Annotated in this window: 15 protein-coding genes; 11 read left to right on the top strand and 4 right to left on the bottom strand. The window is 54.6% G+C overall.

From position 1 onward, the window contains the following. Positions 1-69: 69 nt before the first annotated feature. A complete protein-coding gene (locus tag WJU22_RS03045) occupies positions 70-936 on the bottom strand; it encodes a DMT family transporter (RefSeq protein ID WP_341841817.1) in 867 nt (288 codons plus the stop codon). Between the two features lie 65 nt (positions 937-1,001). Between WJU22_RS03045 and WJU22_RS03040 the strand changes: the two genes are divergently transcribed. From WJU22_RS03040 to WJU22_RS02990, 11 genes are all read left to right on the top strand, one after another. Then, complete coding sequence (locus WJU22_RS03040; protein ID WP_341841816.1) at positions 1,002-1,775, top strand: PPK2 family polyphosphate kinase; 774 nt, start codon at positions 1,002-1,004, stop codon at positions 1,773-1,775. 55 nt (positions 1,776-1,830) lie between these two features. Next, positions 1,831-2,205 (top strand): large-conductance mechanosensitive channel protein MscL, encoded by a 375-nt coding sequence (gene mscL, locus WJU22_RS03035; RefSeq protein WP_341841815.1) that lies wholly within the window; start codon positions 1,831-1,833, stop codon positions 2,203-2,205. 78 nt (positions 2,206-2,283) lie between these two features. Continuing rightward, positions 2,284-3,228, top strand: coding sequence for a DUF3078 domain-containing protein (locus WJU22_RS03030; RefSeq protein WP_341841814.1), 945 nt, complete (start codon positions 2,284-2,286; stop codon positions 3,226-3,228). Positions 3,229-3,294: 66 nt separating this feature from the next. Further along, complete coding sequence (locus WJU22_RS03025) at positions 3,295-4,083, top strand: segregation and condensation protein A (RefSeq protein WP_341841813.1); 789 nt, start codon at positions 3,295-3,297, stop codon at positions 4,081-4,083. Positions 4,084-4,089: 6 nt separating this feature from the next. Then, a complete protein-coding gene (locus WJU22_RS03020) occupies positions 4,090-4,992 on the top strand; it encodes a helix-turn-helix domain-containing protein (RefSeq protein WP_341841812.1) in 903 nt (300 codons plus the stop codon). A 133-nt stretch (positions 4,993-5,125) separates the two neighbouring features. After that, positions 5,126-6,004 (top strand): pirin family protein, encoded by an 879-nt coding sequence (locus tag WJU22_RS03015; protein ID WP_341841811.1) that lies wholly within the window; start codon positions 5,126-5,128, stop codon positions 6,002-6,004. Between the two features lie 55 nt (positions 6,005-6,059). Further along, a complete protein-coding gene (locus tag WJU22_RS03010) occupies positions 6,060-6,587 on the top strand; it encodes a YceI family protein (RefSeq protein WP_341841810.1) in 528 nt (175 codons plus the stop codon). 22 nt (positions 6,588-6,609) lie between these two features. After that, positions 6,610-7,239 (top strand): NAD(P)H-dependent oxidoreductase, encoded by a 630-nt coding sequence (locus WJU22_RS03005; RefSeq protein ID WP_341841809.1) that lies wholly within the window; start codon positions 6,610-6,612, stop codon positions 7,237-7,239. 119 nt (positions 7,240-7,358) lie between these two features. Continuing rightward, entirely contained in the window at positions 7,359-7,769 is a 411-nt protein-coding gene (locus WJU22_RS03000; protein WP_341841808.1) for an OsmC family protein, read from the top strand. Between the two features lie 160 nt (positions 7,770-7,929). Next, on the top strand, positions 7,930-8,643 hold the full coding sequence (locus WJU22_RS02995; RefSeq protein ID WP_341841807.1) for a pirin family protein: 714 nt from the start codon (positions 7,930-7,932) through the stop codon (positions 8,641-8,643). A 177-nt stretch (positions 8,644-8,820) separates the two neighbouring features. Further along, a complete protein-coding gene (locus tag WJU22_RS02990) occupies positions 8,821-9,198 on the top strand; it encodes a hypothetical protein (protein ID WP_341841806.1) in 378 nt (125 codons plus the stop codon). Between the two features lie 11 nt (positions 9,199-9,209). On the opposite strand, the gene WJU22_RS02985 is transcribed toward WJU22_RS02990, so the two are convergent. The 3 genes from WJU22_RS02985 to dxs form a co-directional block, all read right to left on the bottom strand. Beyond that, positions 9,210-10,757, bottom strand: coding sequence for a PAS domain S-box protein (locus WJU22_RS02985; RefSeq protein WP_341841805.1), 1,548 nt, complete (start codon positions 10,755-10,757; stop codon positions 9,210-9,212). 83 nt (positions 10,758-10,840) lie between these two features. Beyond that, positions 10,841-11,896, bottom strand: coding sequence for a ferredoxin--NADP reductase (locus WJU22_RS02980; protein WP_341841804.1), 1,056 nt, complete (start codon positions 11,894-11,896; stop codon positions 10,841-10,843). A 45-nt stretch (positions 11,897-11,941) separates the two neighbouring features. Next, positions 11,942-13,870 (bottom strand): 1-deoxy-D-xylulose-5-phosphate synthase, encoded by a 1,929-nt coding sequence (dxs, locus tag WJU22_RS02975; RefSeq protein ID WP_341841803.1) that lies wholly within the window; start codon positions 13,868-13,870, stop codon positions 11,942-11,944. Between the last annotated feature and the right edge of the window lie 110 nt (positions 13,871-13,980).

Here is a 13,980-nt window from a genome sequence, read left to right as displayed (position 1 = left end):
CCATGCTTCAGATATTTGAAAAGAGACAGGTTGCGGCCTGTCTCTTTTTTTATGAACGTCGGGAAAGATTTATTTCCGGTTGACGAGGTACACACCGCCCATGATCACGCCCAGGCAGAGCACCTGCCATCCGCTGATGGCTTCTCCGGCCACGAACCCCCATCCAATGGCCACTACCGGCAACCCATACGTTACCATACTGGCGAAAATGGCGCCCGCAGAACGGATCAGCTGGTAAAACAGGAGAGACGCCACGCCCGTACCGACCAAACCCAGTGTGCAGCTGGCCGCAAGGCTCATCCATGGCCGCTCTGCTGCCTGGAAAGTGGCGCTGAAATCGCTCAGGAGCAAGACCGGCAACGCGAAGAGCCCCATGAAAAACAGGGAAATCGAAACCAACTGCAGGCTCTGGAATTCTTTCAGGTAATGATGCACCAGCGCGATATTGAGCCCGTAGCACGCCGTGGCCAGGATCACCAGGAAGCCGTAATACCAGTACGCATTCGCGTCTACGCCCTTCACGAGAAAGAGGAGGATCACACCCACGAACCCGATCATCAGCCCCAGCACCTGCCGCTTCAAAACAGGCGAATGGAAGAGGACGAGCGAGAAGATGAGGGCGAACACCGGCGTGAAGGAATTCAGCATGCCGGCCAGCGAACTGTCTATCCGCGTTTCCGCGATACAGAACAAATACGCCGGAATTCCGTTACCTAATAAACCGGACAAAATGATCACGGGTATTTTGGACGCGGGCGTTTGCCGGATGAACCGGAAGAAAAACGGTAACAGGGCCGCCCCGGCCGATATCAGCCGGATGCTGGCCACCTGGTAGGGGGAAAACGAAGCCAGTCCCAGTTTCATGAGGATGAACGAGCTGCCCCAGGTGAGCGATAGCAGCAGGAAGATCCCCCAGTTCAATACGCGTTGGTCCATAGTGCAGCAAAGGTACCGATTCCGAATTGTGCCGATGTTAAAGTATATTAAGAAAAAATAGCGATATGCCATCCATCAAACTAGCCGACATCCCGACCACCGCTCCGAAAAAAGCCGACAAGGAGCAAATTAAGGAGGAAATGCAAACCATCCTCAAAGACCTCGACGAATTGCAGAACCTCCTGTACGCGGAGCACAAGCACAGCCTGCTCGTGGTGCTCCAGGGAATGGACGCCAGCGGGAAAGACGGCGTGGTCCGCGACGTTTTCGGCACCATGAACCCCATGGGCGTGGTGGTTACGCCCTTCAAGGCGCCCACCGCGCAGGAGATGGACCACGACTTCCTCTGGCGCATCCACCAGCACGCTCCGGGAAAGGGAACGATCCAGGTGTTCAACAGGTCGCATTATGAAGATGTGCTCGTACAGCGGGTACATAAATGGGTAGACGACGACGTGATCACCAAGCGGTTCGGCGCCATCAACGATTTCGAAAAACTCCTCCGCGACCATAACAGCACGCACATCCTCAAATTCTACCTCCACGTTTCGCAGGGAGCGCAAATGGCCCGGCTCGAAGAGCGGACGCAAGACCCGCGGAAGATGTGGAAGTACAACGAGAAGGATTTCGCGGAAGCGAAACTGTTCAAAAAGTACCAGAAAGCGTATGAAGACGTGTTTAAGGAATGCAATAAAATCCCCTGGTACATCGTGCCCGCGGATCATAACTGGTACAAGGAATACTTCATCGCCAAAACGGTGAGGGATACACTGAAGTCCCTCAAAATGAAGTTCCCGAAGTTGCCGAAAGTCAAAAATAATGAGGATGTCAAACCATAATTCTGTAAAATTGCACTGGATTTCAACCCTTTCTTAACCTTCAAAAACCTTGTGTATGTCTTTTTTCAGTGAGTTCAAAGCCTTTGCCATGAAGGGTAACGTGATCGACCTGGCTGTCGGTGTTGTTATCGGCGCCGCCTTCGGGAAGATCGTCAACTCCCTGGTGGATGCCATCATTATGCCGATCGTGGGAATTCTCCTGCAAGGCGTCGATTTCAAGGCAAAATCCATTACAGTGGGCGCGGCAGAATTGAAGTACGGGCTGTTCATACAGGCGCTGGTGGAATTCTTTATCGTCGCATTTGTATTGTTCTTGGTGATCAAGGCCATCAACCGCATGAAGAAACCCGAAGAAGCCCCCGCTCCCGCAGGCCCTACGCCTACCGAACAGCTCCTTATGGAAATCCGCGACGAGCTCAAAAAACAATAATCTTATTTCTGTAAAATAGACGGTTGACCGGTTGTTCCCGGTCAACCGTTGCTGTAATGTATTCAACCGACAGTAACCATGAAGCATTTTTCCTGTTTCCTCCTGGCCCTGATCCTTTGTGGCGGCGCCCTCCATGCCCAAGACCAATCTTTCAAGAAATTGCGGGAAGAATCCGTCAAAGGCATCAAGACCACCGAAAAAGATACCACCGGCCGGCTTTGGTTCAAAGGCGGATCTTTCGGGCTCACCTTTAACCAGGGCTCGCTTTCCAACTGGGCGGCGGGCGGCGATAAACTTTCGCTCTCCCTCCTTGGCACTTTCAATGTTTTCGCGAACTATAAAAAAGGCCGCCATTCCTGGGATAACAACCTCGACCTCGCCTACGGCTACGTGAACACCACCAGCCTCGGCAACCGGAAGAGCGACGACCGGTTCGACCTCACCTCCAAATATGGCTACGATATCGGCCGGAACTGGTACCTGAGCGGGCTCTTCAACCTCCGCACCCAGCTGTCTGACGGTTATATTTACCCCACAGACTCCACCCGGGAATTCACTTCCACCTTCTTCGCGCCGGCTTACATCGTACTGTCGCCCGGTATAGACTGGATGCCCAACAAGGATTTTTCGCTGTTCATGTCGCCGTTCACCGGCAGGTGGATCGTGGTGAGAGACCAGTTTCTGTCAGATAAAGGCGCTTACGGCGTAGATACCGGCAAACACGTGAAAAGCGAGTTCGGCGCCTATGTTACCGCTAATTATAATAAGGAGTTCGCCAAGAACATGACGTATAAGTCGAAACTGGAGCTGTTTTCCAACTACAAACACAATCCCGGTAATATCGACGTGTTCTGGACGAACGTTATCGCGTTGAAAGTCAATAAGTTGATTAGTGCCAATATTTCCTGGGACATGATTTACGACGACGACGTGCGGGTTTTCGAGAACAAGGAAACCGGCATCATGGGCCCCAGGCTGCAGATAAAGCAGACATTGGGCGTGGGGCTGACGGCCAAGTTCTGATCTCCCGGATTTTTGTTATTTTTGATAAACCTGTCGGTACTTCCCGGCAGGTTTTATTGTTTAATTATGAGTGACCAGAATATTTACAAGATCAGTCTCCCCGAGTTCGAAGGCCCCTTCGACCTGTTGCTGTTTTTCATCGAACGCGACGAGCTGGACATATATAATATTCCGATTACGAAGCTGACGAACGACTTCCTGGACTATATCCACCATATGGAGCAGCTCAACATCGAGCTGGCGAGCGAATTCATCCTGTTCATTTCCACGCTGATGCGCATCAAGGCGAAAATGCTGTTGCCGCGCAAGGAGGTGGATGCGGCGGGGAACGAGATCGACCCGCGGCAGGAGCTGGTAGACAAGATCCTCGAATACAAGCGTTACAAAGCCGCGGCGGTGGAGCTGGCCGAGAAGGAGGCAGACCGTATGCTGGCGATGAAGCGCGGCAACATCCAGAAAGAACTGGCGGAAATCGGGGAACTGACGAGCGAAGGCTCCGAAGTGCAGACGCTCACGCTTTTCAAGCTGACCAAAACCTTCGAGAAGGTGATGCAACGCGTCAAAGAGCGCAGCAACAAGCCGCAGCACGTGGTATACAAATACGATTATACCATGGAAGGCAGCCGCGAATACATGATGGACCTGGCGCGCGGGGAAAGAACGATGGCTTTCGAAAAGATGTTCGACCATTGTAAAGACCGCGTTCATGCCATCTTCCTGTTCCTCGGCATGCTGGAACTGGTGCAGGCCAAATACCTGTCCATCATGGTGGGCGAAGGCCGAAATAATTTTATCATCGAATACGTAGACCCGGCCGACCGCCCGGAAGAAGAAACCGTGGTTTTTGAAGATTAGCGAATTATGGCAAGCAAGAAAGAACATATAGAAGTGGTGAACCTGGGCGAATACGCCCGTGCGTCCGACGATCCGCAGGAATTCAGCGTGTCGCACCTGTGCAGCCTCGGACCCGTGTTCTTCGAGCACCAGGAAGCTCCGCACCGCCATGATTTCTATACGATCTACTGGATCAAAAAAGGAGAGCTGACCCATACCATCGACACCGTGACCCACACCGTGAAAAAGAACACCCTGTTCTTCCTCGCGCCCGGGCAGGTACATCAGCTTAAATCTTCGGAAAAGATCGACGGCTACATGATCGCTTTCCATAACTGTATGATGTGCCCGGCCGGCTCTTCGGACATGGACCCCGTTAAGACCGGGCTTTTCGTGAACGACGCGTTCAGTTCCGTGGTGCCCATCACCGATCCGGCAGTGGAAAAGGAAATCGACTGGATGATCCAGCGGATGGAAGAAGAAGTGACCTCGCGCCGCGCCAATTACCATTCTGCATTCCGCAACCTGCTGCAATACTTCCTCATCATCGCCAGCAGGAACGCGCCCAAGCCCGTTTCCCTCACGCCGGAATACCAGTCGAAACACAACAGCGCCCTGTTCATGACGTTCAAAGGCCTCATCGAGCAACGGTATAAAGAGCTGAAGAACGTGAGCGACTATGCCGCGCAACTCCATATCAAACCCGTGCTGCTCAACGAGATCAGCAAACAGCTGTCTGGCATCACCGCCGGCGAGCATATCCGCAACCGCGTGATCCTCGAAGCGCAGCGGTATCTCTATAACACCGATCTCACGGCCAAAGAGATCGCCTACGCCCTGGGGTTTGAAGATCCCCACTATTTCTCCCGCTTTTTCAAGAAATACACCAACCAAACTCCGTCGGAATTCAAGGAACTTGCAAAAGCGTAGTCCTTTTTTCGTAAAGTGTTGATTGTTATGTAGATGTGATCCGGTCGAAAAAAGTCCACCGATTACATCATTCTATCCATTTCAAATAGATGTTACAACATGTAATTTTGTGTTGTCTTTTAAAGGAGGCAATATGACACACACCACCAAGCAAGTAGCACATGTTTATCAAGGCGCGCAGCCGCACATGGTTGGCGACGGGTTTAAGGTCCAGAACCTTTTCCCCGGCGGCAACAAGATGATCGGCAAGCAGTTGAGCCCGTTTTTCCTGCTGGATTATGCGGCCCCTCACTACTTCGCGCCTTCGGAAACGCCGCGCGGCGTGGAAGAGCACCCGCACAGGGGGTTCGAAACCGTGACCATCGCCTACCAGGGCGCCCTCCAGCACCGGGACTCCGGCGGCAACAGCGGCAAAATCGGCCCCGGCGATGTGCAATGGATGACCGCCGCTTCGGGCATCGTCCATGAAGAAAAGCACGAAAGTGAATTTACCCGCAACGGCGGCATCCTCGAAATGGCGCAGCTCTGGGTAAACCTGCCCAAAGCCCATAAAATGGATAAACCCGGGTACCAGTCGATCTTAAACGCCGATATCCCCGTGGCAGACCTCGGCAACGGCAGCTACGCCCGCGTCATCGCAGGGAATTTAGACAGCGTTAACGGTCCCGCAAAAACCTTTACGCCCATCAACTTGTTCGATATACGGCTCACCGCCGGAACGGAAACCACCCTCACACTGCCCGACGGTTTTAATACCGGCATCGTAGTCCTGAAAGGTGCGGTAACCATCAACGGAACGCATGCCGCCAAAGCGGTAGAGGTCGCGGTATTCGAACAGGCCGGGGAAACGATCACCGTAAAAGCGGAAGAAGACGCCACGCTGCTCGTTTTGAACGGCGAGCCCATCCGCGAATCCATCTTCGCTTACGGTCCGTTCGTCATGAACAACAAGGAAGAAATTATCACTGCGATCGACGATTATAACAACGGCAAAATGGGCCGGCTGAACTAACAACAATTTCTAAACCGAACTTATCATTCATCAACAACTTAAAAACTTACACACAATGGCAACCTGGAAAATTGACCCCGCGCACAGCGAAGTTGAATTCAAAGTAAAACACCTCATGATCACCAACGTAACCGGCCACTTCGCACAGTTCGACGGTACGGTGACCGCTACCAAAGACGACTTTACCGATGCTACCATCAGCTTCGAAGCCGATGTGAACAGCATCAGCACCAAGAATTCGCAGCGCGACGAGCACCTGAAGAGCCCCGATTTCTTCGATGCGCCCAATCATCCGAAACTGACCTTCACGTCTACCGGCGTTGAAAAAATCGATGCGGACTCCTTCGTCCTGAAAGGCGACCTGAGCATCCGTGGCGTTACCAAACCGGTGGCCCTGAACGTAGAATATTCCGGCATCACGATCGACCCGTATGGCCAGACCAAAGCAGGTTTCGAGCTGACCGGCAAAATCAACCGTAAAGATTTCGGCCTGTCCTGGTCGGCTACTACAGAAGCCGGTGGCCTGGTGGTGAGCGACGAAGTTCGCCTGATCGCTGCGGTGCAAATCATCAAACAAGCATAATTAAAATATAAAGGAACTGACGATGGATATCCTCGAGAAACTGAACTGGCGTTATGCCGTTAAAAAGTTCGATCCTACGAAGAAATTGAATGAAGCGCAGTTGGAGAGGGTCCTTGAGGCTACCCGGCTGTCTGCATCCAGCTACGGCCTGCAACCTTACAAGGTAATTGTGGTGAAAGACCCCGCGGTGCGGGAAGCGCTGAAAGCCGTATCCTGGAACCAGCCGCAGATAACGGACGCATCGCACCTCGTGATCTTTGCGCGGTACGACGAGCTGAAGGATGCACATGTGAACAACTACATTGATCGCATTGCGGGCGCCCGGAATCTGCAGCGGAACGAACTGGAAGGATTTGAAAATGTCATGAAGGGCACGGTGAGCCGCCTAAGTGAAGATGCCGCCGCGGTATGGACGTCCAAACAGGCCTACCTGGCCCTGGGCACCCTGCTGACGGCCAGTGCGGTAGAAGGCATAGACGCCTGCCCCATGGAAGGGTTCGATGCGGCTGCATACGATGAGATATTAGGACTGAAAGGAAAGAACCTGCGGACGGTAGTAGTAGCGGCGATTGGATTCCGCGCGGAAGAAGACGGTATGCAGCATGCGAAGAAAGTGAGAAAGCCCCTGGAAGATTTCGTGGAATTAGTGTAACATACAGGTTGTTTGGGGGTTTAGGTAAACCGGGCGGAGCAATTCGCCCGGTTTTTTTAATCTGGATTCCTTAATTTTATTCCCTGGCGAAACATTTCACCCTAAATAAACTCATCAAAATGAAAAGATCCGCAACCGCAAACTGGAAAGGCACTGGTAAAGAAGGCAATGGCACCGTATCTACCGACTCCGGCGTGCTGAAAGATACCCAATATTCCTACCTCAGCCGTTTTGAATCCGGTATCGGTACCAACCCCGAAGAACTGATCGCCGCCGCGCATGCAGGCTGCTTCACCATGAAGCTCAGCTTCGTGATCTCCGGCGCAGGTTTCACCCCCGGCAACATCGACACCAAAGCGGCCGTAACCTTCGAAGGCGGCGCCATCCCCGGCATCCACCTCACCGTAACGGCGAGCGTGCCCGGCCTGGACGAAGCCAAGTTCCAGGAATTCGCGGAAGACGCAAAAGCGAACTGCCCGATTTCCAAACTGCTCAACACCAACATCACGATGGAAGCGAAACTCGTATAAGCGTTTCCGTTACATCTTGCCGAATAGCCGGGCGTGGTTGTGAAAACTGCGCCCGGCTTTCTTTTCCGGGAAAAATAGTCCACCTTTTGCGCCATCTCGTCCATTGCTGCGGAGCATGTTTTTTCGGAAATTTGTGGAAAGAAAAAAGGAGAATCAAGATATGAAAACGACCATCCACCGTGCAGATTCCCGCGGCTTCGCCAATCACGGCTGGCTGCAATCCAGCCACACTTTCAGCTTCGCCGGGTACTATAATCCAGATCGCATCCATTTCGGCGCGCTGCGCGTGCTGAACGACGATACCGTGAAAGGCGGCATGGGCTTCGGGGCGCATCCGCACGATAATATGGAGATCGTGAGCATCCCGCTGAGCGGCGCCCTCGAGCACCGCGACAACACGGGCCGCCACAAGATCATCAATCATAACGACGTCCAGATCATGAGCGCCGGCACCGGCGTGGAGCACTCCGAGTTCAACGCCAGCAAAACCGATCCTGTGAAATTCCTCCAGATCTGGCTTTTCCCGAAAAAACGCGACGTTGCCCCGCGGTACGACCAGCAAACCTTCGACCCCGCAGACCGGCACAACCGCCTGCAGGTAGTGGTTTCGCCCGAGGGAACGGGAGAAGGCCTCCCCATGAACCAGGATGCCTGGTTCTCGCTCGGGAACTTCGATAAAGGGCAGGCATTCAGCTATTCCCCCAAAAAAGAAGGAAACGGCCTTTACCTGTTCGTCATCAGCGGCACCGTTACCGCCGCCGGCGAAACCCTGTCCCCGCGCGACGCCATTGCGGTGGAAGATTACGCCCATCTCGATGTTGCAACATCCGAAGACGCGCAGTTGCTGCTGATGGACGTGCCCATGCTCGCATGATCCGAATTCACATAAAATACCCGCCCGGTGGAAAAAATCCACCGGGTTTTTCGTTCCCCGAACCCAAATTCTCCGTAAATTAGACCTGAGCGTAAGATTGATCTGAATGGGATATTGAAACAAAAGCAGGGCTTATGATGCGCACAATCGTCATCCTGTCACTTTAATCAATATATCATGGAAGTACCAGCACAGTCAACAGACATCCAGGCACAGTTCTCGACCTGGAAAGAAGAAGTAGATAACGTACGTTCCAGCTTACGTACCATGCGCGGCAAACTACAGGAAATCGCCACCTCGCCGCAAGCCAATAATGAAAGATCCATGGCGATCGAACATTTCCAGAACCAGTTTATCCGGCAGCTCGAAGTAGCCGACGAAATGTACCACGACCTGAAGCAGTCCGCCAAGCACATGGGTTACGGCAACCCCGCCATCGTGCATCACGACAGGCCTGTAGACGACATTAACAGCCTGCAAGACCGCATGCAGGTATTCCATAAACTCCACAATGAATTGGCCGGTGAGTTCCACCGGTTCGAATCGTACGATTAAACCCCGTCATATTACCGGTGATTCGTCTGGCGCAGCTTGTCCTGTATCTTATGCAGCATTGCGTCCAGTTCCGTGCTGCATTCCCGCAACATGGCCAGCAGCCTGTTGTTCAGGCCCGGCTCATTTTTATCGAGATCGAACATCGACATGATGCCCAGGATAGACGATACGGGCTTGCGGATTTCGTGTGAATTGATCCGCGCGATTTCGTGCAGCGTATCGTTGTTTTCCTGCAGGCGCTGCATGAACGTGCGCCGTTCCGTAATGTCTGTCTGGATGAGGATGTATTGCTGTAACTCGCCATGGGCGTTGAGTACGGGCGTAACGTCGGATTTCACCCAGTAATGCGCGCCGTTCTTTTTGTAGTTGAGGATTTCGATGTTGAACGCGGATGCGCGCGCCATTTGATCTTCGATCTGCAATACCGTGGCGGGATCGGTGTCTGGGCCAGACAGGACCTCTTTCACCAGTTTGCCATTCACTTCGTCTTGCAGGTAACCGGTCATGATGCGGAAACCTTCGTTCACCCATTCAATCCGGCCCCGTGCGTCGAGGATGATAACGCTGTTGGCGGTGTGGCTCGCCACGAGGCTCAGCAGCTCGATCTCCTGTTTCTGCCGCGTGCTTTCGTCTACGTCCTGCATCACGCCGATGACGCGGATGGGCTGGCGCTGTTCGTTATAGATGATATACCCGCGGTCGTACACGTATTTGTAATGGCCGTCGGCGCAACGGAATCGGTACCGCGCTTCCAGCCTGTCTTTGCAAAGCGTGCAGGTAATGTCGAAATGTTGCATGACGTTGGGCAGGTCTTCCGGATGTACCCTTTCCTGCCACCATTCCATCGTATCGCCGACGTCTGCATCGCGGTAGCCGAAAAGTGTGACGGGACCGTGGTTCCGGGCGATGCGGTTCTGCTTGATATCGTAGTAATAAACGTAATCCGGTGTTACCTGGGCCAGGAGGTCGTACCGCGAGCTGATATCCCTCGCTTCGATCATTTGCCGCACTTCCGCGTCGATGTCCAGCGCCATGACGATGCGCGCCTGTTTGCCCTGGAAAAGGGTGGGGCGGGAGTGGAGCTCCACGTAAAACGTTTCCCCGTTCCTACGCCGGTGCTGCCAGATGCCGCGGTAGGAAATGGTGGTATCGGTCCGCTTTACATCTTCCATCAATTCCGGAATGGTGGCGGGATCGCGGATGTCGTGCAAGGTCATGGACGCAAATTCTTCCTGCGAATAACCATACTTTTTAACCGCCGCATCGTTCACCGCGAGGAACCGCAGGCTTCCCCATTCATACACCCACATCGGCACCGGATGCTCGCTGAAAAACTGGCGATAGGGCGCATGCAGGGATTCGGCGGAACGGAACATCCATCGCGCAGCCACAAAAACGATCGAACAGGAAATAACGAGGAAAACGAAAAACAAAATGATACCCGCATCGCTGCCCGGAAACCAATCCGCCAGCAACATGCGGAGCGGCCGGTATACCATCCCCCAGAGAAGGCCGGCTGCCGCCAGTATGCCCGTGATTTTCAGGGCAGGTAAGCGCATCACATGAATTTAACGGAAGGTAGCCATTTTACAGATACCAGCCAAGATTCAATCCCGGCGCGGATTGTACGCAAACTTGCTTGTCACCATTCGAGGGTAACGTCGTCGCTTTGGGCGTACCCGGTGCAGGTGAGGACCATGCCTTTGGAAAGCTCTTTTTCAGTCAGCACTTCGTTGACAGACATCCAGACCTTTCCGCTGGTGCAGGTAGCGATGCACGATCCGCAAACGCCGCCCTTGCAACTGTATGGCAGCGCCACATGCTGGCGGAGCGCCGCATGGAGGATGGTCTCGTTCCCGGGCACGGGCAACGTCTGCTCCACGCCGCTATGCAGGAGCCGCACCTGTTTGATGGAAGTATCTTCTGGCACGGCCACCCGCGCGATCTTCGCGTCGGTATTCACCACAAAATTTTCCTTGTGGAGCTGATCGGGCCGGAAGCCCATGAAAGTGAGGGTAAACTGGGCCATGCGCATGTATTCGGCCGGCCCGCAGATATAAAAAAGCGCCGATCCGCGGGGATGCCGCAAATGTTTGGGCGCGATGGATTCGAGAATGAGGTTGTTCATCCGCCGGATGCCGGGCGCCGCGTCTACCGGGTCGCTGAAGATCCAGACTACGGTCAGCCGCTCGGGGAAGCGGGTTTCCAGCGCCAGTATGCGATCGCGGAAGATGGCGCTTTCCTCGTTCCGGTTGCTGTAGATCAGCGTAACGTGCGATGCCTTTTCTTCGTACAGCGCCTGCTGCAGGAGAGAAAACAGGGGCGTGATGCCGCTGCCGGCCCCCAGCAAAAGGATGTCGCGCGCGGAATCGGGCTGGCTGTCGAGCACGAACCGGCCGGAAGGCAGGAGCGAGGTCACGACGTCGCCCACCTGCCAGTGGCGGATGATGTGGCGGGAAATGGCGCCGTTGGTCACGCGTTTGACCGTTACGGCCAGGTGATCATCGATCCCCGGCGTGGTGCTGAGGGAGTAAGACCGCCTGTATTCCGTACCGTGAAGCTCCACGAGGAAGGTGAGGAATTGTCCGGCGCGGTATTTCACGGGTTTCCCGTCCGCGCTTTCGAAGCGGTAGGTGTACGTGTCCGGCGTTTCGCGGATGGTGTGCGTAATGCGAAGTGATATGTAGAGGTCGCGCATGGTGCAATGCGGCGCCCGGTGCTCCGGGCGCCAAGACGGCCTTTATCAGCTGGTTTGAACGGAAATTTTGCTGCCAATCATGGCGCGGACGGCCGATGCGATGGCGGCTGCATCGTACCCGCATTCGCGTTGCAGTTCGGCGGGTTTGCCATGTTCTACGAGGCGGTCGGGGATGCCGAGGCGCTTCACGTCTGCCTTGTATTCGTTATCCACCATGAATTCGAGCACTGCGCTGCCGAAGCCGCCTTGCAGGGCGCCGTCTTCAACGGTGATCACCCGGTCGAAGCGTTGGAAGATCTCGTGGAGCATCTCCGTATCGAGGGGTTTCACGAACCGCATGTCGTAATGCGCAGGCTGCAGGCCGTCGGTCATCAGTTCCTTCATGGCCTCGGTTACATAGTTACCGGGGTGGCCGAAGGAAAGGATGGCTACGTCTCGGCCGTCCTGTATTTTTCTGCCGGTGCCGATCTTAACGGGAGCGAAAGGCCTCCGCCAGTCGGGCATCACGCCTTCGCCGCGCGGGTAGCGGATCACGAAGGGGTTGACGGTGGTCGGCAACTGGGCGGTATACATGAGGTTGCGCAGCTCTTCCTCGTTCATGGGCGCGCTCACGATGAGGTTCGGGATGCAGCGCATGTAGGGAATATCGTACGCGCCATGGTGGGTGTAGCCGTCTTCCCCCACGAGCCCCGCCCTGTCGAGGCAGAACACCACGGGCAGGTTCTGGATGGCTACGTCGTGGATCACCTGGTCGTACGCGCGTTGCATGAACGACGAGTAGATGTTGCAATACACTTTCATGCCCTGGGTGGCCAGGCCGGCGGAGAGCGTTACGGCGTGCTGTTCGCAGATGCCTACGTCTATGGCGCGGTGCGGCATTTTCTCCATCATCCATTTCAGGGAGGAGCCGGAAGGCATGGCGGGCGTAATGCCCATGATGGTATCGTTCTTTTCGGCCAGTTCAATGATGGTGTGGCCGAATACGTCCTGGTATTTGGGAGGTTGCGGCGTTTCGATCGCCTTTTTGAAGATCTCGCCGGTGATTTTGTCGAACAGTCCGGGCGCATGCCACTTGGTCTGGTCTTTTTCCGCCAGCGCGTAGCCTTTCCCTTTCACGGTGCGCACATGCAGCAGCTTGGGGCCGGGGATGTTGCGCAGGTCTTGCAGGGTATCTACCAGTTTGGTGATGTTATGCCCGTCGATCGGCCCGAAATACCGGAGGTTGAGGCTTTCGAACAGGTTGCTGGATTTGGTTACCATGCCTTTGACGCTGGCTTCGAGCTTGGAGGCCATGTCGCGGGTAAATCTTTTGCCGATGGGCAGTTTCCCGAGCAGGTTCCAGACATCGTCGCGGAGCTTGTTGTAAGTCTGGGAAGTGGTGATATCGGTCAGGTATTCTTTCAGCGCGCCCACGTTCGGATCGATGGACATGCAGTTGTCGTTGAGGATAATGAGCACATTGGCATTGGACACGCCGGCGTGGTTGAGGGCTTCGAAAGCCATACCGGCCGTCATGGCGCCGTCGCCGATCACGGCGATGTGCTGGCGGTCGTGCTCGCCTTTGTTGGCGGAAGCGATGGCCATGCCGAGCGCGGCGCCGATGGAGGTGGAGGAGTGCCCTACGCCGAAGGTGTCGTATTCGCTTTCTCCGCGGTTCGGGAACCCGGCTATGCCTTTGTATTTGCGGTTGGTATGGAAAACGCTTTTACGGCCGGTGAGGATCTTGTGGCCGTAGGCCTGGTGCCCCACGTCCCACACGAGCTGGTCGTACGGCGTGTTGTAAGCATAATGGAGCGCAACGGTGAGTTCCACCACGCCCAGGCTGGCACCGAAATGGCCGCCGTGAACGCTCACGACGTCAATGATGAACTGGCGCAGCTCGTCGCACACCTGGTGCAGTTGCTCCTTGTTCAGTTTCCGCAGATCGGACGGGTACTCGATCTGGCTCAGTAATTGACCTGCCGTAATTTCCATATCACCTTTTGGGTTTAATGCCCAAAAATACATGTTCTGCCGCATTTTTCGGCCCATCCGCCGCACAAATCCATTCACCGTCAGCACTTTTTTGATGCTATCCGAAGCTT

The organism is Chitinophaga caseinilytica (assembly GCF_038396765.1).
GTDB classification, from domain to species: domain Bacteria; phylum Bacteroidota; class Bacteroidia; order Chitinophagales; family Chitinophagaceae; genus Chitinophaga; species Chitinophaga caseinilytica.
This window is presented reverse-complemented; position numbering and strand designations above follow the sequence as displayed.